This is a genomic window from Brevundimonas vesicularis, assembly GCF_900445985.1.
Classification (GTDB): Bacteria; Pseudomonadota; Alphaproteobacteria; order Caulobacterales; family Caulobacteraceae; genus Brevundimonas; species Brevundimonas vesicularis_D.
Window position 1 is genome coordinate 1,203,017 of record NZ_UAQP01000005.1, and the last position, 20,517, is coordinate 1,223,533.

Consider the following 20,517-nt stretch of genomic DNA (forward strand, 5'->3'; position numbering starts at 1 on the left):
ATGAGCCTGCACGGCGCCTATGACACCAACAACATCTTCGCCAAGATCCTGCGCGGCGACATTCCGTCGGTGAAGGTGTGGGAGGACGACCACGTCCTGGCCTTCATGGACGTGTTTCCCCAGTCGGAAGGCCACGTCCTGATCATCGCCAAACAGTCCCAGGCGCGTAATCTGCTGGAGATCGAGCCCGAGGTGCTGGCCCGCGTGACCGCCGCCCTGCAACGCACGGCCAAGGCGGTCCAGAAAGCGCTGAAGCCCGACGGCCTGTCGGTCCTGCAGTTCAATGGCGAGGCGGGCGGACAGACGGTCTTCCACCTGCATTTCCACATCGTGCCGCGCTGGGCCGATCGCGAGATGAAGGGCCATGGCCATGCGCCGATGGCGGACACGGCGACGTTGCAAGCGCTGGCCGACCGGATCGCGGCCGAACTGGACTAGGTGACGCGCCGCTTTTCCAGCTTTCGCGCCAGGGTGCGGCGGTGCATGCCCAACCGCCGCGCCGCCTCCGAGATGTTGAAGTCGGTCTCCACCAGCGTCTCGTGGATTCGCTCCCATTCCAGCGTCTTGATCGAGGTGGGACGCGTGCCTAGCGGCGTCTCGGCGTCACCATCGGCCCGGCCGAAGGCGGCTTCGATGTCATCAGTGCTGGCGGGCTTGGCCAGATAATGTCGGGCGCCCAGCTTGATCGCCTCCACCGCCGTGGCGATGCTGGCGAAGCCGGTCAGGACGACGATGTTCATCTCGGGGTCGAAGGCGTGCAAAGCCTCGACGCAGGTCAGGCCGGAATGCCCGCCCAGCTTCAGATCGACGACCGCATAGCCGGGGCGATGCGTCTTCAGCGCCTCGGCCATCTGGTCGGGATTGGCGGCGGTGACAACCGTATAGCCACGGCGTTCGAACGAGCGTCGCAGGGTGGTCGAAAACGACGCGTCGTCCTCGACGATCAGCAGCAATCTGGCGTCATCGGTCATGCGCGGTCTCATCCGTCGGCGCCAACGCCGAAAGCGGCAGGGTCAGACGCACTTCTGCGCCGCCCGCCGCCGGATTGGAAGCCTCGACCCGACCGCCTAATGACCGGATCACATTCATCAGCAGGAACAGGCCAAGCCCGGCGCCGGGCCTGGGCTTGGTGGAGTTGTAGGGCTTGCCCCAGGCCTGAAGGATCGCCGGCGGGAACCCTGGACCGTCGTCACGGACAGCAATGCCGAAATCCTCGTCCGTCCGCGTCGTGGTCACGGTGATGCGGCTCGCCCCGGCCTCGACCGCATTGTCGAAAAGCACGCCCAGCACCTGACGCAGGGCGGGGTCGGCAATGATCGACGGGTTCTGAGCCAGTTCGTCGCGGATCTGCACTGCCACACCATCGCCGCTCCAACTGGCCACCACATCGGCGACGAAGGCCCGCAGAGTCGTGCGCTCAGGCGCCTGTCCCCTCGCCTCCCCGGCCGACATCAGGATGCCGGTGACGATGGCCTTGCAGCGTTCGACCTCGGCCCGCATCACCGTCATGTCCTGGGCCAGGTCGGCGTCCTGGGTCAGGGCCGGCATCCGCTTCCAGTCGCTGAGGATGACCGACAGCGAAGCCAGCGGCGTTCCCAACTCATGGGCCGCGCCCGACGCCAGCAGGCCCATGCGGACGATATGGTCATGCTCGGCCGTCTGCTGGCGCAGGGCGGCCATGGAGGCGTCGCGCTCGCGCAGGTTCTGGCTGATCCGGGTGACGAACAGCACCAGCAGCACGGCCATAAGCACGAAACAGATCAGACTGCCCTGTAGATAGAGGCTGAGCAGCGAATCCTCGCGCGCCAGCGGCAGGTTCAACGGCCGCGAATGCAGGCCCAGCCCGGCGAAACACAGGCTGGTGATGGCGATCAGCGCCCAGGCATAGACCGGCGCCAGCAGCACCGCCCCCAAGACGACTTGCAGCAGATATAGCGCCACGAAAGGATTGGCCGCACCCCCGGTCAGGAACAGCAGCCACGTCAGGGCCGCCACATCCGCCAGCAGGGCGATCATCAGCGCCTGATCCTCGACCTCTTGCGTGCGCACGGTCAAAGGCGCGCTGACCAGATTGACCAGCACCAGACCCGCCGGCGCCGCCAGCAACCACAACACAGGCAGCGGGATCCGCATCACATATTGGACCAGCAGGATCGTCGCCACCTGTCCGGCGACCGCCAGCCAGCGCAGCTGGATCAGCAGCAGCATATTGCGGCGGTTGGCGCCGCCGTGGGTCGCGACCCCGCCTCTGAGCCCCAGGCCCAGCAGCCTTTGTACAGTTGTCGTCGTCACGACCTGTTGCGCCTGCCGTCGCGCAGGAACAGCCAAAGACCGACCAGGGTCAGCAGCGCCATGCCGAACCAGGTCAAGGCATAGACCAGATGGCTGTTGGCGAACCGGATCACCGTCAGCCCTCCGCGCGGCCATCCGCCAGGGTTCGGGCTGGCGTCCGCATCAATGAAATAGGGCGCGACGGTCGTCAGGCCGCGCCGCGCAGCGATCGCCGCGACGTCGCGGGACCGCCAGCGATCACCGGCGGGATCATTGTCGCGCAGGAAGCCGCCCTTGGGCTCGGTGATCCGGAGCGGTCCCGTCACGCTCTGCGGCCCCTCGACCTGACCATCGGCGCGGATGGCCGGATCGCGTCGGCCGGCGGGCACAAAGCCGCGATTGATCAGGACGGTGAAGCCCCGGTCGTCAACCAGGGGCGTCATGACCCAGAAGCCGCCGCCGGCGTCGGTCACCGCCTGAACCAGGGTTTCCTTGTCGTGCAGGAATCGACCGTGAACCGTAACGCGGCGGTACTGATCCTTGTCGCGCGTCAGGCCGGCCCATTGGGTCGGGCCAGACGCTGGGACGGCGGCCGCGTGAACGCGCGCGTCCACCTGGGCGATCAGATTGGTCTTCCAGGCCAGGCGCTGAACCTGCCACCCGCCCAGCGCCAGGAACCCGACAAACAGCGCCAGGCCCGCGACCACGACCGCCATGCGGAAGGATCGCGAACGTCTGGCCTTGCCGCCGGCCGGGACTGAGGATTGGTCCGTGATCTCGACCTCAGCCGCCCATCTGCGCCATGTCGTGCGTCATGGGCATCATGTTGGTGTTCAAGTGGTACATGACCCACAGCGAACCCGACAGCGCGATGACCACCACGATGATCGTGAAGATCAGCGCCAGCATGATCCAGCCGCCCTCGGACTTCGAGTTCATGTGCAGGAAGTAGATCATGTGGACCACGATTTGCACCACGGCGAAGCCCATGACGATCAGGGCCGTCGCCTGGGTCGGCAGGACGCCGGTCATGACCAGGGCGAACGGGATGGCCGTCAGGATCACCGACAGCACGAAGCCGATCATATAGCTCTTGAAGGATCCGTGATTGTGCCCCTCGTGACCCAGGTGGTCGGTCTCGTGAGACTCCGGCGAATGGTCGTTCATGTCGGCGCTCATCGCAGCATGCCCAGCAGATAGACGAAGGTGAAGACGCCGATCCAGATGACGTCCAGGAAGTGCCAGAACATCGACAGGCACATCAGTCGGCGTTTGTTGGCGGGGATCAGGCCCTTCATGCTGACCTGAACCATCAGCGTCACCAGCCAGATGATGCCGAAGGTGACGTGCAGGCCGTGGGTGCCCACCAGGGTGAAGAAGGCCGACAGGAAGGCGCTGCGTTGCGGCGTCGCGCCCTCATGGATCAGGTGCGCGAACTCGTAGAGTTCGATCCCCAGGAAGGCCAGGCCGAACAGGCCGGTGATCGCCAGCCAGACCAGCGTCTGACGCTGGTTGTTCCGATCCATCGCCAGCATGGCGAAGCCATAGGTGATCGACGAGAACAGCAGCATGGCGGTGTTGATCGCCACCAGCTCCAGGTCGAACAGCTCCTTGGGCCCCGGCCCGGCGGCGTAGTTGCCGCCCAGCACGCCAAACACGGCGAACAGCATCGCAAAGATGAGGCAGTCGCTCATCAGATAGAGCCAGAAGCCCAGCATGGTGCTGGAGCCTTCCTCGTGGTGCGGCTCCTCTTCCAGGTGGAAGACGGTCCGGTCGATCTCGGTCGCAGTCGCGCTCATGATCAGGCCTCCGTTCCGGCCAGGGCGCGGGTGCGCGCCTCTTCTGTCGCGCGGACCTCATCCTCGGGGATGTAGTAGTCGCGCTTGTAGTTGAAGGTATGGCCGATCGAGACGGCCAGCACCCCGATGAAGCTGATGGCGGCCAGCCACCAGATGTACCAGATCAAGGCCAGACCCATCACCAGACACAGGCCCGAGATGATGATCCCCGCCCCGGTGTTCGAGGGCATGTGGATCGCCTTGTAGCCGCTCAGTGGACGCTGATAGCCCTGCTTCTTCATGTCCCACCAGGCGTCGGCGTCATGGACGTACGGCGTGGCGGCGAAGTTATAGGCCGGCGGCGGCGAGGAGGTCGCCCACTCCAGCGTGCGGCCGCCCCACGGGTCGCCCGTCGTGTCGCGCAGTTTGTCGCGGTTGATAATCGACACGGCGAACTGGATGAACATGGCCGCGATGCCCAGGGCGATGACGCCCGCGCCGATGGCGGCGATGACGAACCAGATCTGCAGCGAGGGATCGTCGAACACCCGCATCCGGCGTGTCACGCCCATCAGGCCCAGCACATACAGCGGCAGGAAGGCCAGCCAGAAACCGGGCACCCAGCACCAGAAGCTGATCAGGCCCCACTTCTTGTCCAGCTTGAAGCCGAAGGCCTTGGGCCACCAGAAGTTGATCGCCGCGAACAGGCCGAACAGCACGCCGCCGATGATGACGTTGTGGAAGTGGGCCACCAAGAACAGCGAGTTGTGCAGCACGAAGTCGGCCGGCGGCACCGCCAGCAGCACGCCCGTCATCCCGCCGATCACGAAGGTCAGCATGAAGGCGACCAGCCACATCATCGGCAGCTCGAACCGGATGCGCCCGCGGTACATCGTGAACAGCCAGTTGAAGATCTTCGCGCCCGTCGGGATCGAGATGATCATCGTCGTGATGCCGAAGAAGCTGTTCACCGAGGCGCCAGAGCCCATGGTGAAGAAGTGGTGCAGCCAGACCAGGTAGGACAGGATCGTGATGACGACCGTGGCGTAGACCATGGAGGTGTAGCCGAACAGCTTCTTGCCCGAGAAGGTCGAGGCGATCTCCGAGAAGACGCCGAACAGCGGCAAGATCAGGATGTAGACCTCGGGGTGACCCCAGATCCAGATCAGGTTCACGTACATCATCGGGTTGCCGCCGAAGTCGTTCGTGAAGAAGTTGGTGCCGACGTAACGGTCCAGCGTCAGCAGGGCCAGGACGGCGGTCAGGACCGGGAAGGACGCCACGATCAGCACGTTGGTGCACAGCGAGGTCCAGGTGAAGACCGGCATCTTCATCATGCCCATGCCAGGCGCGCGCATCTTCACGATGGTCGCGATCAGGTTGATGCCCGACAGTGTCGTCCCCACCCCCGCGATCTGCAGCGCCCATATGTAATAGTCGACGCCGACGCCGGGACTGTATCCGATGCCCGACAGCGGCGGATAGGCCAGCCAGCCGGTGCGCGCGAACTCGCCCACGAACAGCGAGGCCATGACGATGATGGCGCCGGCCGTAGTCATCCAGAAGCTGAAGTTGTTCAGGAAGGGGAAGGACACGTCGCGCGCGCCGATCTGCAGCGGCACGACATAGTTCATGATGCCCGTCACCAGCGGCATGGCCACGAAGAAGATCATGATCACGCCGTGGGCGGTGAAGATCTGATCATAGTGGTGCGCGTTCAGATAACCTTCGGACCCGCCGAAGGCCATCGCCTGTTGCAGGCGCATCATGATGGCGTCGGCGAAGCCGCGCACGAACATGATCAGACCCAGGATCATATACATGATCCCGATCTTCTTGTGGTCCACGGTGGTGAACCATTCCTTCCAGAGATAGCCCCACAGCTTGAAATAGGTCAGGGCGCCGAACAGGGCGAGACCGCCCAGCAGCACGACCGACATGGTCACGACCAGTATCGGCTCGTGCAACGGCAGAGCCTCAAGCGTGAGGCGCCCGAAGATTAGCGGAATGAGTTGATCAGCGTTCATCGACTGTGTTCGCTCAGGCGTTGGGGGCGGAACGGACGTCGGTCGGCACCGGCCCCGTGGCGAAGGGATTGCGGGCCAGCGTCGTCAGCGAGGCCATCGGAGTTTGACCGGGCGACAACCCCTGCCCGGTCAGGCGCTCCAGGCTGGTCGGTCCGGCGACCGTATCCAGTTCGGCGCGGCGCATGCGGTCGGCGGCGGCCGCCTCGGCCTGCAGCGGGGTGCAGATCGTCATGACGTAGCTGTCGTTCGAGCCGAAGTAGGCGGGCGATTTTCCGCGACCGGCGTATTTGTCATAAACCAGCGGCATGGTGTTGCGCACCGACGCCATGGACAGGCCACCCTGTTTGTCGATGGCCATCATCTCGCCCATGCACATCTTGCCCGGCTCGACGCACATGTTGAGGATTGCGTCCCACAACATGCCGTCAACGTTGGAGAAGCGCATGACCGGCACCTTCTCGCTGGGCTTTTCCAGCTCCAGATAGCGGTCGCGGTCCAGCGTCTGGCCGCCCTGGCGCACGCCGGCGATCCATTGATCGAACCCGGACTGATCCAGACCGTGGAACGCGAAGCGCATGTGCGAGAAGCCGTCGCCGGAATAGTTGGCCGAGAAGCCTTCGTATTCGCCCGGACGGTTGATGACGGCGTGCAGCTTCGTTTCCATGCCCGGCATGGCGTAGATCTGACCGGCCAGGGCGGGAATGTAGAAGCTGTTCATCACCGAGGACGAGGTGATGTGGAAACGGATCGGGCGATCCACCGGCGCGGCCAGCTCATTGACCGTGGCAACGCCGTACTGCGGGTAGATGAACATCCACTTCCAGTCGAGCGCGACGACGTTGACCTGCAACGGCTCGGCGCTTTCCTCGACGGCCTGGCCCGGCTTGATCCGGTCGATAGGACGGTAGGGGTCCAGCAGGTGGGTGCCGGCCCAAGTCAGGGCGCCCAGGCAGATGATGATCATCAGCGGCGCGGCCCAGATGACCAGCTCCAGCGACGTGGAGTGGTCCCAGTCAGGGCGATAGTCGGCCTCGGCCTCCTTGTTCGACGCCCGATACTTCCAGGCGAAGAAGACGATCAGCGCCATGACCGGCACGATGATGATCAGCATCAACAGGGTCGAGATCATCAGCAGATCGCCCTGCTGGGCGGCGACGTCGCCGGCAGGGTTCAGCACGACCAGATTGCAGGCCGACAGCAGGGCCACGACGGGCGCGAGCAAAAGTAGACGCAAACGGCGCAAGGCGGGTCCAATCGGAAAGCGTCGGGCAAGCGGGAGGCGCCGCGACGGTTGGCGTTCGAACTGCGCCCGATAGTCAGCTTCAACCTGGAACGACATTGGACAATCTGTCCTATCCTCTTGAGGCCGCTTTCATCGCAAAGGCCGCGCGGTCATAATGCGGCGACCTGCCGTACGGCCGATAATTCAGTCTCACACGGAGCGACCAAGCCCATGTCCGCCTCGACGACCCCTTCGTCAGAGTCGCTGGAACGCGACGCCGCCGCCCTTCACACGGGTCATGGCAAGGTTGACGCCGGCGAGATCGCCATCGGCGTCATTATCGGCCGAACTTCCGAGTTTTTCGACTTCTTTGTTTACGCCATCGCCTCGGTGGTCGTTTTCCCGCAGTTGATCTTCCCCTATGCGGGCGCTGTGGGCGGCACCCTGCTCTCCTTCGCCGTCTTCGCCCTGGCCTTTCTGTTCCGTCCGCTGGGCACGGTCCTTTTCATCGCCATCGACCGCAAGTTCGGGCGCGGCGCCAAGCTGACGACCGCCCTGCTGCTGCTGGGCACATCGACCGTGTCGGTCGCCTTCATCCCCGGATATGAGAGCATCGGCATGTGGGCGCCGGTGCTGCTAGGGCTGACCCGTATCGGCCAAGGCGTCGCCTTGGGCGGCACCTGGGACGGTCTGGCCTCGCTGCTCGCGCTGAACGCGCCCGAGAAGAAGCGCGGCTGGTACGCCATGATCCCGCAACTCGGCGCGCCCATCGGCCTGCTGGTGGCCTCGGCGCTGTTCGCCTTCTTCCTGAACACGCTCTCGGCGCCCGATTTCCTGGATTGGGGCTGGCGCTATCCGTTCTTCGTTGCCTTCGCGATCAACGTAGTGGCCCTGTTCGCCCGTCTGCGCATCGTGGTGACGCCGGCCTTCCAGACGCTGTTTGAGACGCGCGAACTGCAACCGACCCCGGTCTCCCAGGCCCTGCGCGACGAAGGCCCCAAGATCGCCATCGGCGCCTTCGCCCCGCTCGCCAGCTTCGCCATGTTCCACATGGTCACCGTCTTCCCGCTGTCGTGGGTGTTCCTGTTCACCAAGGAAACGCCAGTCCGCTTCCTGCTGATCGAGATGGTCGGTGCCGTCTTCGGCCTGCTGGCCATCCTGGCTTCGGGCATTCTGGCCGACCGCTACGGCCGCCGCACCTTGCTGGCCATCACGGCCGCCGGCATCGCGGCCTTCTCGGGCTTTGCGCCGCAACTGCTGAACGGCGGCCCGGTCGGCGAGCTGACCTTCATGATCTCCGGCTTCATCCTGCTGGGCCTGTCGTTCGGCCAGGCCTCGGGACCGGTGGCCTCCAGCTTCAGCCTGACCAACCGCTACACTTCGTCCGCCCTGACCTCGGACCTGGCCTGGCTGTTCGGCGCAGGCTTCGCGCCCCTGGCGGCCCTGTGGATCTCCAGCCAGTTTGGCCTGATCGCCGCCGGCGCCTATCTGCTGTCGGGCGCCATCTGCACCCTCGTGGCCCTGTGGCTGAACCGCGAACTGGCCCGCAGCTCCTCCGACAAGGACCGCGCCAAAACGGCCTGATCTTTCAGATCACACAGAGAAGGACACGGCCCGCAGTCGGCTGCGGGCCGTGTTGCGTTTGGGGCGACAGCTAGGTCAGGTTTGCGTCAGATCGCCCCGCGGCGAGGCGGTGAAGGTCGTCACGGTCTTCAAGTGAGAGGGTTTCGCGGCGATGGCCGATCTAGCTGTGAGATCTCGCTGCCTGCCCATCGGTCCCACATCTGGAAATACAGGCCATAGTTGCCGTTGAAGCGTTTGTGGTGCGCGTCGTGGTGGGTGGCCGTGATCATCCAGCGCAGCGGCGCGCGTTTCAGCCAGGACGCGGGCCAGACCTCTCGGCCGGCGTGGTTCAACACGGCCGTGGCGGTCATCAGGGTCAGCAGCGCCAGCGCCACGCCCCAATGGATCGGTATGAACAGCGTCAGGGCCGGCAGGAACCAGGCCGTGGCGATCGCCTCGGCCGGATCAAAGGCGAAGGAGGCGAAAGCGCTGGGATCGCGCGATCGATGGTGCTCGGCGTGGGCCCAGGGGAAGATGCGCGGATGATGCAGCCCGCGATGGACCCAATAGTAGAAGGCGTCGTGCGCCAGCATATAGACGATGAAGCTGGCGGGCAGCCACCACAGCGGCCAGGCATGGATATCGTCGTAGATCGCCGTCCCGCCGCGCTTCCAGAGCTCGATGACGAATGCGGCCGGCAAGGCGTAGATAGGGCAGGCGATCAGGGACGCGCTGATTTCGGCGCGAATGCGTTTCGCCGCAGGCGGCCTGTGGTTCAGCTGACGCCCCCGTCCCGCTCCGCGCCACAGCAAGGCATGAGTCACGACGCCGACCAGCAGATAGCGCACGCCGATGATCAGGCTGAGCGCGAGGGTGGTGACGAACAAGTCCTTCAACATGGGCGCACAGACGGCGAAACGTCGCGCCGGGTCAAGTCGTGACGCGCGGTCCCTAAAGCGCCTAAGATGCGGTCATGTCCTGGCCGACGATGATCCTGCTGTTCCTCGCCACCTTCCTGGGGATGGAGGTCTTCGCCTGGGCGATGCATCGCTATGTCATGCACGGCCTGCTGTGGACCTGGCACCGTAGCCACCATGAGCCGCACGACGACATACTGGAAAAAAACGACCTGTTCGCCGTGGTGTTCGCCGCCCCGGCCATCGTCTTCGTCGCCTTGGGCCTGCATCTGTGGCCTTGGGCGCTGCCGATCGGCCTGGGCGTCACGGCCTATGGACTGATCTATTTTTTCTTCCACGACGGGCTGGTGCATCGCCGGTTCCCGACGGGGATCGCGGGACGCTCGGGGTTCTGGACGCGACGCATTCAGGCCCACCGGCTGCATCACGCGGTGCGGACGCGTGAGGGCTGCGTGTCGTTCGGCTTCCTGTGGGTGCGGTCGGCGCGCGCGCTGAAGGCCGAACTGTCTCAGAAGCGCAGCGCTTCCAGCAACGGCGCCTGAGCCAGGGCAGCGAGGTCCGCCGATCCGGTGCAGAAACAGGCCAGTCTCAACTGAGCCGCCATCAGATCCAGATGATCGACCACGGCCTCGGTCGAAGTCAGCGCCGCCTCGAGCACGCCCGCCGCCTGGCCGACCAGACAGGCGCCCAGCCGGATCGCGCGCGCTGCATCCAGCCCGTCGCGGATGCCGCCCGACCCGATCAGATCCAGTTCCGGCGCGGCCTTCGCACAGGCGAGCAGGCTGCGCGCCGTCGGCACGCCCCAGCCGGCGAAGGGCGCGGCCAGCGCTTCCGCCCGACAGCCCTTCGCTCGCGCGCCCTCGATCAGGCCCCAGTTGGTGCCGCCCGCCCCGGCCACGTCCAGCGCGGCGACTCCCATGTCCGCCAGACGACGCGCCACCGCGCCCGACAGGCCGGCGCCCGTCTCCTTGACGATCAGACGACCCGGGAAGGCCGCCGCGACCCGCTCGATGCCTCGCGCCACGCCGCGCCAGTCGCGATCGCCCTCGGGCTGAACGCCTTCTTGCAACGGATTGAGATGCAGGATCAGGGCGTCGGCGCCGATCATCTCCATGGCCCGTCGCGCCTCATCGACGCCATAGCCCAGGGCGAACTGCACGGCGCCCAGATTGGCCAGGATCATCGCATCGGGGGCCCGGCGTCGCAGATCCAGCCCCAGACCCAAACCGCCGCCCGTCTCCAGCGCCACACGCTGCGAGCCGACCGCCAGAACGACGCCCAGGGCCTGGGCGGCCTCGGCCAGCCGCGCATTGATCGCCTCGGCCCGCGAGGGCCCGCCGGTCATCGAACTGATCAGGAACGGCAAGGCGACCCGTCGCCCCAGAAAACACGTCGCCAGATCGATCGCGTCGTGATCGATATCCGGCAGGGCGTCGTGAACGAAACGGACGGCGTCCAGACCCGATGTCGTCTGGCTGACGCCTCGCCCGGCCCGCACGTGGTCGATGTGTTCGTCCTTGCGCCGGATCAAGGCATCGGCGTCGGTGGACATCGCAAACGGCTCCTGGCGGGTTGCATCCGACGCGGTCGTGATGCCGTATGGCATCATAAGGGTTCGGCGCGTAGTCGCAACGCGACGCCGGCGACCATGGGAGATCTGTATGGCGATCGTCAGCATCCGGCGCCAACCGCCCCTGGCGGACGCATCCTGCGCCCCCGACGATCTGCGTCTGCAGGTTCAGGCGCGCCTGGCCGAGGTGGCGCCGGCGCACGACGGCCTGCTGTCCACGGCGGCCCGCGAGGCCTTGCTGGGACAGGGAAAACGCGTCCGGCAGGTGCTGGCCATGCTGGCGGCGGCGCATGTCGGCGGCGATCCGGAAGACGCCTTGGACTATGGCTGCGCGCTGGAAATGGTTCATGCCGCGTCGCTGGCGCTGGACGATCTGCCGTGCATGGACGACGCCTCGATGCGTCGGGGCCAGCCGACCCTGCATCGTCGCCACGGCGAGGATACGGCGGTTCTGGCGGCCGTGGCCCTGTTGAACCAGGCGACGCGTCTGGTGCTGCAGACTGCGGCGCCGGCGGAAACGCGTCTGGCGGCCCTGGACCTTTTGACGCAGGCGATCGGCTTCGACGGCCTGTCCGAGGGTCAGATGCGCGACCTGCGCGATGACGCAAGGGATCGCGACGAAACCGCCTTGCGCCAGATCAACGATTTGAAAACCGGCACCCTGTTCGTCGCCACCGTGCGCGGCGGGGGTCTGCTCGGCGGCGGCGATGCACAGGATCTGGCGCGGCTGTCGGTCTTCGGGGAGGCGATCGGCTTCGCCTTCCAGCTTTGCGACGATCTGCTGGATGTCTGTTCAACCGTGGACGCCGTCGGCAAGGACGTGGGTCAGGACGACGACACCACCACCTTCGTCGATCTGTGGGGTGAATGCCGGACCCGCGCGGCGGTGCGGCAGTCGCTGGCCAAGGCGGTCGAGGCGGTCGGCCACGACAGCCCCCTGGCCCTCTATGTCCTGGACCTTTTCCAGCAGGCCGAACTTGGGGTCTGACAACGCGCCGGCCTTGTCGCTGAGCGGGATCGATGCGGGCTACGACGGCCGATCCGTGCTCACCGACTTCAGCCTGAGCATCGCTGCGGGCGAGGTCTATGCCCTGCTCGGGGCGAACGGCGCGGGCAAATCCACGGCAGCGCGTGTCGCCTCGGGTCTGCTGCCTGCTCGGCGCGGGCGTGTCGTCCTGGACGAAGGCGGCGGACCGCGCGGGCGCATCGGGCTGGCGCCGCAGGACAGCGCCCTGTTCCCGGCCCTGTCGCCGCGCGAGAACGTCGATGTGACGGCGCGGCTATGCGGCGTGCCCAAGCGTGATCGCGGCGCCGCCGTGAACCGCGCGCTCGACCTGACCGGCTGCGGCCCGCGCGCGGACCAGCCGGTGCGCACATTGTCCGGCGGCTGGAAGCGGCGCGCCAACCTCAGCGCCGCCCTGGTCGGACAACCGCGCCTGCTGATCGCCGACGAGCCGACTGAAGGCGTAGATGCGTCGACCCGCAGCGTCCTGTCTATCGCTCTGCGCGAAACTGCAAAAGCCGGCGCCGGCTGCCTGCTGATCAGTCACGACGCCGCCTTCGTCGCCGACACCGCCGACCGGATCGGCGTCCTGGCGCAGGGGCGGCTGCTGGCCGAAGGCGCGCCGAACGCCCTGCTCCATCGCGCCTTCGGCTCCGCCCGGCTGCTCAGCATTCGCCTGACGCGACCTGCGTCAGACGCCGCCGCCCAATGGTTCGCCCAGGCGGGGCTGAGCGCGTCCGAGGACGGGCTGGAGTGGCGGCGGCTCTGCGAGGACGCGTTAGCCATCGCCCAGATGCTGGCCGCCGTCGTCGATGGCGAGGATGGCGAGGTCGCCGTGCGCCGCCCCGGCCTGGACGATCTGGTCCCACAGCTGTCGCAGGCTCCATCATGATGGCGGTGGCAGGCGCCTGGGCGAGAGGGTTTTGGCGCGACCGCGCAGGCGTGATCCTGACCCTGCTGTTGCCGCCCCTGGTCTATCTGTTGTTCGCGGCGATCTTCGGCGCGGGCGCGCGCGGCGACATCGACACGACCGTCGTGCTGCACGATGCGTCGCGCACGCCCGCGACGGCAGCGATCCGCGAGGCGGTGTCGAAGGACATGGGCGCGCGTCTTCGCATCGTCGACGATCGCATGGCCTTCGACCGCGCCGTCATCGACGGTCGCGCCGATGCGGGCATACTGATCCGTCCCTCGACGCAGGGACCGCCGAAGCTGGTGATCGTTTCCGCCGCCGGCCGGGATGTGGCGGGGTCGGCGCTTCAGGCGCGGCTGGAGCCGACGGCCGCCGCCCTTTCGGGTCAGGTCGCACGACCCGCGCCACGCGTTCAGACCCTGCAGATCGGGCCTCAGGGTGATGTGCAGGCGACCTATTATGCGGGCGCGGTCAGCGTCATGTTCGTCTTCTTCGCCGCCATGCACGGGGCCATGGGCGGACTGGACGAGCGACGATCCGGCCTCCAATCCCGCCTGGCCCTGGCGCGCGGCGGCCTTGCGCCCATTCTTGCCGGGCGGGCCTCCTGGCTGACGGCGGTGGGCGTGATGCAGTCGGCTGCGGTCTTCGTCGCCGCCTGGGTCAAGCTGCCCGCCCTGGAGCCCTGGCAGACGGCGGCGGCGGCGGTCACCGCGTTAGCGGTCGGTTTCTGCGCCGCCGGCCTGGCCCTGGCCCTGACGGCGGCGTGTCGATCGCGCGAACAGGCCCAGCCGTTGACGACCTTCGTCGTGCTGCTTCTGGCCGCTCTGGGCGGATCGATGGCGCCGCGCTTTCTGATGCCCGAGGTCTTCCGTGACCTCGGCTGGATCACGCCCCACGCCTGGGCCATCGAGGCCTATCAGGCCGTGATCTGGCGCGGCGAGTTCACCTCGACCGTCATCGCCGCCTGGGCGGTCATGTCCGGTCTGGGCGCAGGCGGCCTTGCGGTCGCCCTGATGTTGGAGAGGCGGCGCGCGGCTCGCTGATCGTCAGACGTGGGTCCACAAGGCCGGGCGCGGCGGCGGCTCGCGCCAGGCGTCCAGCGTCTTGCACCACAGGGCGATCAGACCACCCCGCCCCAGCAGCATCAGCTTGCCCGCCTTGTCGACGGACGTCCGCCCGTCCCAGGCGCTCACCCCGGCGCGCGACACATGGCGGCCGATAGACCGATAGACGCCGCGCGCCGTGGCGATGGCCCAGGCCGAGCGCGGGTTCAGATCGCGCAAACCCCAGCGCGCCGAGGCGTAGAAGGGCTCGGCCGCCGCCACCAGACGCTGCGCCGTTTTGGCCACGGCGGCGCGGTGCTGGGGCTGATCGACCTGATCGCGGGGCACGCCCGCCTCATCCAGCCAGGCGCCGGGCAGATAGACCCGCCCACCCTTCGCATCCTCGACCACGTCGCGGGCGATGTTCGTCAGCTGGAACGCCAGCCCCAGGTCCTGGGCGCGTCGCAGGGTCGGCGCATCGTCCACCCCCATGATCCGCGCCATCATCACCCCAACGACGCCGGCGACGTGATAGGCATAGTCCAGCGTGTCCTCCAACGTATCGTAACGCCGGCCGACCACGTCCATCTCGAACCCCTGCAACAGGTCCATCGCTTCGTCGGCCGGAATGCCATGACGCATGGCCACGCGCTGGAAGGCGGTGAAGACCGGGTCCGTCTGCGGCTCACCGGCCAGGGCGGCGGCAGTCCGCACGCGCAGTTCGTCCAGTTTCTCGCCGGCCAGCACCGGATCGATACCAACCGCGCCGTGGCCCAACACCTGTCCGTCGATCTCGTCGTCGCAGTGCCGGCACCAGGAATACAACATCCAGGCGTCGTCGCGGATCGCCGCCGGAAAAAGGCGCGCGGCGGCGGCGAAGCTCTTGGACCCCTGCTCCATCGACTGGCGGCTGTGATCCAGGACGGCGTCAGTCATGCCGGCTGCCTCGCGTCCTCGATCATCAGGGCGGCGGTGGCCTTGGCCGATCCGACCACGCCCGGGACGCCCGCGCCTGGATGGGTGCCGGCGCCCGCGAAATAGAGGTTGGAGATCTGGTCGTCGCGGTTATGCACCCGGAACCAGGCGCTCTGGGTCAGAATCGGCTCCAGCGAGAAGGCCGAACCCTGGTGCGCGTTCAGCTGGTCGCGGAAATCGACCGGCGTGAAGATGCGGCAAGTATCCAGGTCGGCCGTCAGGCCTGGGATGTAGCGTTCTTCCAGATAGGCCAGGATCCGGTCGCGATAGCGCGGCCCCTCGACCTCCCAGTCGATGTCCGCTGAGGCGAGGTGCGGCACCGGCGCCAGCACATAGAAGGCGTCGCAGCCTTCCGGGGCCAGTGACGGATCGGTCCGCGTCGGCGCATGCAGATACAGCGAGAAGTCGTCGGGCAGGTCCGGCCCCTTGAAGATTTCGGCGATCAGCTCGCGATAGCGCGGCCCGAACAGCACCGTGTGGTGGCGCACCTCCGGGTGGACGCGCTTCAGACCGAAATAGATGACGAACAGCGACATGGAGTGACGCCGCGACGCCAGCTTGGCGCCCTCCTTCTGACCGCGCGGTTCCTGACCCAACAGGCGCTGATAGGTGTGCACCACGTCGGCGTTGGAGGCGACCATGTCGAAGGCCTGCGTCTCGCCGTTCACCACCACGCCGGTCGCGCGACCGTTCGCCATGGCGATGCGCTCGACCGGACTGTTCAGCCGGACTTCCCCGCCCAGATCCTTGAGCAGACGCACCATGGCCTGGATCAGGGCGCCAGTGCCGCCACGCGGGAACCACACGCCCCAGCGCCTCTCCAGTGCATGGATCAAGGCATAGATCGACGAGGTCGCGAACGGATTGCCGCCGACCAGCAGGGAGTGAAAGCTGAACGCCTGGCGCAGGTGCTCGTCCTGAATATAGCTGGCGACCTTGTCATAGACCGACCGCCAGGCCTGGAGCCGCACCAGCTCCGGCGCCGCCTTGACCATGCTGGCGAAGTCCAGGAATGGGACGGCCCCCAGCTTCAGATAGCCTTCCTTCAGCAGGTCCTGCGAATAGGCCAGGAACTTGCGATAGCCTTCCTTGTCGGCCGGATTGCGCGCCACGATCTGGCGGTCCAGCTCATCCTGATCGTTGACGTAGTCGAAGACGTCGCCGTCTTCCCAGCACAGCCGATAGAAGGGCGCGACCGGCAGCAGTTCGACATAGTCCGACAACTTGCGCCCGCTGGCCTCGAACAGTTCCTCCAGCGCCGACGGGTCGGTGATGACGGTGGGACCGGCGTCGAAGGTATAGCCCTTGTCCTTGAACACATAGGCCCGGCCGCCCTCCAGATCGCGGGCCTCGAACACCGTGGTCTGAATACCCGCCGACTGCAGCCGTATGGCCAGCGACAAGCCTCCGAAGCCCGATCCGATTACAGCAGCCCGCATTACGCACGTCCTCTTTCGACCAGACAGGTCAGCGCGGCGCCGATCGGCACCGGGGGTTTTCCACTCAGGATCCGCGCCTTGTCGGCGAGGGTTGATCCCGCAGCGTAGAAGCGTTCGACCAAGGGCTGGGGCAGACGATAGAACCGCTCCAGCACCTTGTATCGCTGATCGGGCCGCGCCGCACGGAATAGCATCCGGTTCAGCAACCGATAAAAGCCTCGTCCGGCCCATACGTCATGCGCATGGCGGCGGATGTCTTCGGCGACGGTCGCCGGCTCGAAAACCCGCGCCAACCGGTCGGCCAGGCGCACGGCGTCCGGCAGGGAATAGCCGGTGGTCGGGTGAAACAGCCCGGCGCGCAGGCCGCTGAGCGCGGATGGCCCCATTCGCGACAAATGCGCGCCGATGTCCCCGTCAAGCGCCACGGGCAGGACGCCGTCCTCCTCGCGCAGAACCGTCTCGATCTCCCAGCCCTGCGCGTGGGCGTAATCGAGCACGCCCTGCCGGAACGCCTCGCGATCCAGCGCATCGCCGTCGGTGTAGCGCGTATCCTCGATCAGCAGCGTGCGATCATCGAACGGCAGGATGTAGAGAAACCGGTAGCCCCCGGCCTGATCGACGCAGGCGTCCATGACGATGGGTGTTGTCAGGCCGTGCGGCGCTGCAAGCCGAACCTCCAGCCCGACGAATTTCTGGAAACCAAGCGCCAGATCCGGCGTCGCGGTCGGCCCGCGCCCATCGATCACGGCCTTGGCGCTCAGACGCCGTCCATCAGCCAGCACCGCTTCTGTCGGCGACACCGAGGCGACCGCCGCACCCAGCATGATCCTTCCGGGCAAGGCCGCCTCGACCACCGCCGCGAACCGTTCGGCCGTGACGCTGCAATAGGGGGTCGACAGCGCGCGTTGGAACTGGGGAAAACGGACGCCGTATCCTGGCCAGCGATGCACGACCAAGGGCGCGATCCAGTCGCGCTGCGCCTGCGTCAGGTCGCTGTCGAAGAAGGACCAGGTGTGGACCCCGCCCAAGGTCTGCGCCGCCTCGACGATTCGCACGTCCAGATCGGGCCGCAGCTGCGACAGCCGCAGCGCCAGCAGGCCATTCGCCAGGCCGCCGCCGACCAGCAAAAGGTCCGGCGCGGAAGTGTCAGAGGCGTCGACCTGCATTCCAGACAGGTGGCACGCGACGACGCATGCGGCAAGCGAACAGGATGCTTACGGGGCCGCGATGCGCTAAGTGTCGCGCCATGTCCGCCGTCACGCCAATGTCACGGGTCGTCCCGAACCAGGCCCTGATCGGCCTGACGCTGGCCGGCCTGATCGCAACGGCCTGGCTGAGCCTGCATATCTACGGCGTCTATTTTCAACGTTGGACGATCTGGAGCGTCGTGACCGTTCCGCTGATCGTCGCCGTCCAGACCTGGCTGTCCGTTGGCCTGTTCATCGTCGCCCACGACGCCATGCACGGCTCGCTGGCCCCGGGACGCCCACGGCTGAACACGGCGATCGGCAGCCTGGCGCTGGCCCTCTATGCCGGTTTTCGGTTTGCGCCGCTGAAGACGGCACACCACGCCCATCACGCTGCGCCCGGTACGGCGGACGATCCCGACTTTCACGCCGACGCCCCCCGCGCCTTCCTGGCCTGGTTCTACGGCTTTTTCCGCACCTATTTCGGCTGGCGAGAATTGGCCGTTCTGACGGTGGTGGTGGCCGTCGCTGTGCTGATCCTCGGCGCCCGCATGCCCAATCTTCTGGTCTTCTGGGCTGCGCCCGCCCTGCTCTCGGCGCTACAGCTGTTCACCTTCGGAACCTGGCTGCCTCACAGGCATACCGACGAAGCCTTCCCCGACCACCACAACGCCCGCACCAGCCCCTTCGGCCCGGTCCTGTCGTTGCTGACCTGCTTCCACTTCGGCCGCCACCACGAACACCATCTGACCCCCTGGAAGCCCTGGTGGAGCCTGTTCAGCTAGGCGTCCACGGCGGTCGTTTTCAACGGCGACATGACGCGCGAAGCCTACTGACCCGTTGCGCGGCAAGTGGTTGCTGATCGGCCTATTTCTGAGAGGAATGGCGGAGACGGAGGGATTCGAACCCTCGGTACCCCTTACGGGGTACGACGATTTAGCAAACCGTTGCCTTCAGCCACTCGGCCACGTCTCCTGCGAGGGCGTCGATAGCGGAGGCTGATGCGTCGCGCAATCCGGTTCGAGAGAAAGCGTCCACGTTAACGCGACATAGAGGCCAAAGCGGCAGTATCGCGGCCATCATTCGCCCCCCCGGATCGCTTCTGGACCGCCTGTTGCTCGACCGTCCCGCCAGTTTTGCCGCCGACATGCCGCTGAAGAGCCGGCCGTCGCGCGGGCCGTTCCGCCCGGAGATCTGGCTGAATGCGCGCGAGCGATCGACCGTGCGGCTGTCGGCGCATTATTTCCGGCTAATCGACGTGCTGATGGTTTGCGGGCTGGCGCTCGGCGCGATCGTCGTGATGCACCCCTCAGGCTTGGCCCACATCACCGTGGGCGACGCAGCACCCGTGGTCGTCGGCGCCGTTCTTGTGCTCGTTCTGATGCGCGCGCTTCAGCTCTATCGATTCGGGCGCGACACGCCCTGGCCCCTGCACATAGCGGGCGTGGCGGGCGTCGGTGTCGCCTCGGCCGCGATCGCGCTCGCCCTGGGCTGGGTGATGGACCGGCCGGCGCTGGACGTCATTGCGCCTTGGGCGCTGACGACGACAGCCGGCCTGATCATGTTGCACGGCCTATGGCTGGCGATGATCGTTCGGTGGCGTCGGTTGGGCGTGCTGTCGCCCAACATCGTCATCGTCGGCGCGACCCGAAACGCGCGACGTCTGATCGAACAGGCGCTGGAGCGGCGCGACATGAATGTGCTGGGCGTGTTCGACGATCGCTTGGCCCGATCGCCCGACAGCGTCGCAGGCGTGCCAGTGCTGGGCGACGCCAAGGCCCTGCTGACCCACCGACTGACGCCCTATGTCGACCGTATCGTGCTGGCCATCGATCCGGAGGCTGGCCAGCGCGTGCGCGACCTCACGCAGACCCTGAACGCCCTGCCCAATCCGCTGACGGTCCTGGTCGATTCGGAGTTGGGCCGCGACGGGCTGCTGAACAGGCTGGCGAATGCGCCGCTTGCGTCTCTGGATGGTCCTGCCAACCCCGATCGCCGGGCCTTCAACAAGCGGATGCAGGATTTGGTGATCGGCGCCGTCGCCCTGGTCGTCGCTGCGCCCATCATGGCCCTGGTCGCCCTGGCGGTGAAGCTGGACAGCCCCGGCCCCATCTTCTTCCGCCAGCGCCGTCATGGCTTCAATCACGAGACCATTGTCGTGTGGAAGTTCCGTTCCATGCGCCACGCCGCCGCCGATGCGACCGCAAGCCGCCAGGTCTGCGCCGACGACGACCGCGTGACCAATGTCGGCCGCTTCATTCGCGCCACCAGCCTGGATGAACTGCCTCAGATCTTCAACGTCCTGTCGGGCGAGATGTCCCTGGTCGGCCCCCGGCCCCACGCCATCGGCATGAAGACCGGCGAGACCGAGTCCGCCTTGCTGGTCGCCGAATACGCCCATCGCCACCGCATCAAACCCGGTATAACAGGCTGGGCCGCCATCAAGGGTTCGCGTGGACCGGTGGACACCGAGGCCCAGGTGCGCGAACGCGTCCAGCTGGACATCGAATATATCGAGCGCCAGTCCTTCTGGCTGGACCTATGGGTCATCGCCGTCACCATCCCCGTCCTGCTGGGCGACCGGGCGGCCGTGCGTTGAGCGAGAAGCG

20 protein-coding genes and 1 tRNA gene are annotated in these 20,517 nt (G+C 66.6%); 8 read left to right on the top strand and 13 right to left on the bottom strand.

Going from position 1 to position 20,517, the window contains the following annotated elements; all coding sequences use genetic code 11:
* A complete protein-coding gene (locus DT343_RS06015; protein ID WP_112862131.1) occupies nt 1–438 on the top strand; it encodes an HIT family protein in 438 nt (145 codons plus the stop codon).
* Here DT343_RS06015 and DT343_RS06020 read toward each other — a convergent pair.
* From DT343_RS06020 to cyoA, 7 genes are all read right to left on the bottom strand, one after another.
* The gene (locus tag DT343_RS06020) at nt 435–971 is read right to left on the bottom strand and encodes a response regulator transcription factor (RefSeq protein ID WP_112862132.1); all 537 of its coding nucleotides are present in this window, start codon (nt 969–971) and stop codon (nt 435–437) included. The genes DT343_RS06015 and DT343_RS06020 overlap by 4 nt on opposite strands.
* Nucleotides 961–2,292, bottom strand: a complete 1,332-nt coding sequence (locus tag DT343_RS06025) for an ATP-binding protein (protein WP_112862133.1) — start codon at nt 2,290–2,292, stop codon at nt 961–963. Before DT343_RS06025 ends, DT343_RS06020 begins: the two co-directional genes overlap by 11 nt.
* Nucleotides 2,289–2,987, bottom strand: a complete 699-nt coding sequence (locus DT343_RS06030; protein ID WP_112862134.1) for an SURF1 family protein — start codon at nt 2,985–2,987, stop codon at nt 2,289–2,291. The genes DT343_RS06025 and DT343_RS06030 overlap by 4 nt, the downstream gene beginning before the upstream one ends.
* 67 nt (nt 2,988–3,054) lie before the next feature.
* Nucleotides 3,055–3,450, bottom strand: a complete 396-nt coding sequence (gene cyoD / locus DT343_RS06035; protein ID WP_082465001.1) for a cytochrome o ubiquinol oxidase subunit IV — start codon at nt 3,448–3,450, stop codon at nt 3,055–3,057.
* Nucleotides 3,447–4,070 carry a cytochrome o ubiquinol oxidase subunit III gene (cyoC, locus tag DT343_RS06040; RefSeq protein WP_039248366.1) on the bottom strand — a complete coding sequence of 208 codons (624 nt, stop codon included), beginning with the start codon at nt 4,068–4,070 and terminating at the stop codon, nt 3,447–3,449. Before cyoC ends, cyoD begins: the two co-directional genes overlap by 4 nt.
* Before the next feature lie 2 nt (nt 4,071–4,072).
* Complete coding sequence (cyoB, locus tag DT343_RS06045; protein WP_055753451.1) at nt 4,073–6,076, bottom strand: cytochrome o ubiquinol oxidase subunit I; 2,004 nt, start codon at nt 6,074–6,076, stop codon at nt 4,073–4,075.
* Between the two features lie 13 nt (nt 6,077–6,089).
* A complete protein-coding gene (gene cyoA, locus DT343_RS06050; protein WP_112862581.1) occupies nt 6,090–7,319 on the bottom strand; it encodes a ubiquinol oxidase subunit II in 1,230 nt (409 codons plus the stop codon).
* Between the two features lie 210 nt (nt 7,320–7,529).
* On the opposite strand from cyoA, the gene DT343_RS06055 reads away from it, so the two are divergent.
* Nucleotides 7,530–8,882: an MFS transporter gene (locus tag DT343_RS06055; RefSeq protein ID WP_112862135.1), complete on the top strand. Its 1,353-nt coding sequence runs from the start codon at nt 7,530–7,532 to the stop codon at nt 8,880–8,882.
* A 128-nt stretch (nt 8,883–9,010) separates the two neighbouring features.
* Here the strand turns inward: DT343_RS06055 and DT343_RS06060 are convergent, their stop codons facing one another.
* Entirely contained in the window at nt 9,011–9,760 is a 750-nt protein-coding gene (locus tag DT343_RS06060) for a sterol desaturase family protein (protein ID WP_112862136.1), read from the bottom strand.
* A 74-nt stretch (nt 9,761–9,834) separates the two neighbouring features.
* Here DT343_RS06060 and DT343_RS06065 point away from each other — a divergent pair, with 74 nt between their 5' ends.
* Nucleotides 9,835–10,320 carry a sterol desaturase family protein gene (locus DT343_RS06065; RefSeq protein WP_112862137.1) on the top strand — a complete coding sequence of 162 codons (486 nt, stop codon included), beginning with the start codon at nt 9,835–9,837 and terminating at the stop codon, nt 10,318–10,320.
* Here DT343_RS06065 and fni read toward each other — a convergent pair.
* On the bottom strand, nt 10,287–11,330 hold the full coding sequence (gene fni, locus DT343_RS06070; protein ID WP_112862138.1) for a type 2 isopentenyl-diphosphate Delta-isomerase: 1,044 nt from the start codon (nt 11,328–11,330) through the stop codon (nt 10,287–10,289). The two genes, DT343_RS06065 and fni, sit on opposite strands and share 34 nt — an antisense overlap.
* Nucleotides 11,331–11,439: 109 nt before the next feature.
* On the opposite strand from fni, the gene DT343_RS06075 reads away from it, so the two are divergent.
* From DT343_RS06075 to DT343_RS06085, 3 genes are read left to right on the top strand one after another with little or no spacing between them, the layout of a single operon-like run.
* Nucleotides 11,440–12,336, top strand: a complete 897-nt coding sequence (locus DT343_RS06075) for a polyprenyl synthetase family protein (protein WP_181669127.1) — start codon at nt 11,440–11,442, stop codon at nt 12,334–12,336.
* Nucleotides 12,326–13,243: an ABC transporter ATP-binding protein gene (locus DT343_RS06080; protein WP_181669128.1), complete on the top strand. Its 918-nt coding sequence runs from the start codon at nt 12,326–12,328 to the stop codon at nt 13,241–13,243. The genes DT343_RS06075 and DT343_RS06080 overlap by 11 nt, the downstream gene beginning before the upstream one ends.
* Nucleotides 13,240–14,307 (top strand): ABC transporter permease, encoded by a 1,068-nt coding sequence (locus DT343_RS06085; RefSeq protein WP_112862141.1) that lies wholly within the window; start codon nt 13,240–13,242, stop codon nt 14,305–14,307. The genes DT343_RS06080 and DT343_RS06085 overlap by 4 nt, the downstream gene beginning before the upstream one ends.
* A 3-nt stretch (nt 14,308–14,310) precedes the next feature.
* Here DT343_RS06085 and DT343_RS06090 read toward each other — a convergent pair whose 3' ends face one another.
* The 3 genes from DT343_RS06090 to crtY are packed head-to-tail and all read right to left on the bottom strand — an operon-like array spanning nt 14,311 to nt 17,887.
* Entirely contained in the window at nt 14,311–15,243 is a 933-nt protein-coding gene (locus DT343_RS06090) for a phytoene/squalene synthase family protein (RefSeq protein WP_112862142.1), read from the bottom strand.
* Nucleotides 15,240–16,721, bottom strand: coding sequence for a phytoene desaturase (locus DT343_RS06095; RefSeq protein WP_112862143.1), 1,482 nt, complete (start codon nt 16,719–16,721; stop codon nt 15,240–15,242). Before DT343_RS06095 ends, DT343_RS06090 begins: the two co-directional genes overlap by 4 nt.
* The gene (crtY, locus tag DT343_RS06100) at nt 16,721–17,887 is read right to left on the bottom strand and encodes a lycopene beta-cyclase CrtY (RefSeq protein WP_112862144.1); all 1,167 of its coding nucleotides are present in this window, start codon (nt 17,885–17,887) and stop codon (nt 16,721–16,723) included. The genes DT343_RS06095 and crtY overlap by 1 nt, the downstream gene beginning before the upstream one ends.
* A gap of 80 nt (nt 17,888–17,967) precedes the next feature.
* On the opposite strand from crtY, the gene DT343_RS06105 reads away from it, so the two are divergent.
* Complete coding sequence (locus tag DT343_RS06105) at nt 17,968–18,693, top strand: fatty acid desaturase (RefSeq protein ID WP_258522507.1); 726 nt, start codon at nt 17,968–17,970, stop codon at nt 18,691–18,693.
* Between the two features lie 98 nt (nt 18,694–18,791).
* On the opposite strand, the gene DT343_RS06110 is transcribed toward DT343_RS06105, so the two are convergent.
* Nucleotides 18,792–18,883: transfer RNA gene (locus DT343_RS06110), tRNA-Ser, on the bottom strand.
* A gap of 139 nt (nt 18,884–19,022) precedes the next feature.
* Here DT343_RS06110 and DT343_RS06115 point away from each other — a divergent pair.
* Nucleotides 19,023–20,507 (top strand): exopolysaccharide biosynthesis polyprenyl glycosylphosphotransferase, encoded by a 1,485-nt coding sequence (locus DT343_RS06115; protein WP_112862146.1) that lies wholly within the window; start codon nt 19,023–19,025, stop codon nt 20,505–20,507.
* The last annotated feature ends 10 nt before the right edge of the window (nt 20,508–20,517 follow it).

Coding starts and splice junctions, on each gene's coding strand:
- DT343_RS06015 (WP_112862131.1), top strand. CDS start 1: ATGAGCCTGCACGGCGCCTATGACACCAACAACATCTTCGCCAAGATC.
- DT343_RS06020 (WP_112862132.1), bottom strand. CDS start 971: ATGACCGATGACGCCAGATTGCTGCTGATCGTCGAGGACGACGCGTCG.
- DT343_RS06030 (WP_112862134.1), bottom strand. CDS start 2,987: ATGGCGGTCGTGGTCGCGGGCCTGGCGCTGTTTGTCGGGTTCCTGGCG.
- cyoD (WP_082465001.1), bottom strand. CDS start 3,450: ATGAGCGCCGACATGAACGACCATTCGCCGGAGTCTCACGAGACCGAC.
- cyoC (WP_039248366.1), bottom strand. CDS start 4,070: ATGAGCGCGACTGCGACCGAGATCGACCGGACCGTCTTCCACCTGGAA.
- cyoB (WP_055753451.1), bottom strand. CDS start 6,076: ATGAACGCTGATCAACTCATTCCGCTAATCTTCGGGCGCCTCACGCTT.
- DT343_RS06055 (WP_112862135.1), top strand. CDS start 7,530: ATGTCCGCCTCGACGACCCCTTCGTCAGAGTCGCTGGAACGCGACGCC.
- DT343_RS06060 (WP_112862136.1), bottom strand. CDS start 9,760: ATGTTGAAGGACTTGTTCGTCACCACCCTCGCGCTCAGCCTGATCATC.
- DT343_RS06065 (WP_112862137.1), top strand. CDS start 9,835: ATGTCCTGGCCGACGATGATCCTGCTGTTCCTCGCCACCTTCCTGGGG.
- fni (WP_112862138.1), bottom strand. CDS start 11,330: ATGTCCACCGACGCCGATGCCTTGATCCGGCGCAAGGACGAACACATC.
- DT343_RS06075 (WP_181669127.1), top strand. CDS start 11,440: ATGGCGATCGTCAGCATCCGGCGCCAACCGCCCCTGGCGGACGCATCC.
- DT343_RS06085 (WP_112862141.1), top strand. CDS start 13,240: ATGATGGCGGTGGCAGGCGCCTGGGCGAGAGGGTTTTGGCGCGACCGC.
- DT343_RS06090 (WP_112862142.1), bottom strand. CDS start 15,243: ATGACTGACGCCGTCCTGGATCACAGCCGCCAGTCGATGGAGCAGGGG.
- DT343_RS06095 (WP_112862143.1), bottom strand. CDS start 16,721: ATGCGGGCTGCTGTAATCGGATCGGGCTTCGGAGGCTTGTCGCTGGCC.
- crtY (WP_112862144.1), bottom strand. CDS start 17,887: ATGCAGGTCGACGCCTCTGACACTTCCGCGCCGGACCTTTTGCTGGTC.
- DT343_RS06105 (WP_258522507.1), top strand. CDS start 17,968: ATGTCCGCCGTCACGCCAATGTCACGGGTCGTCCCGAACCAGGCCCTG.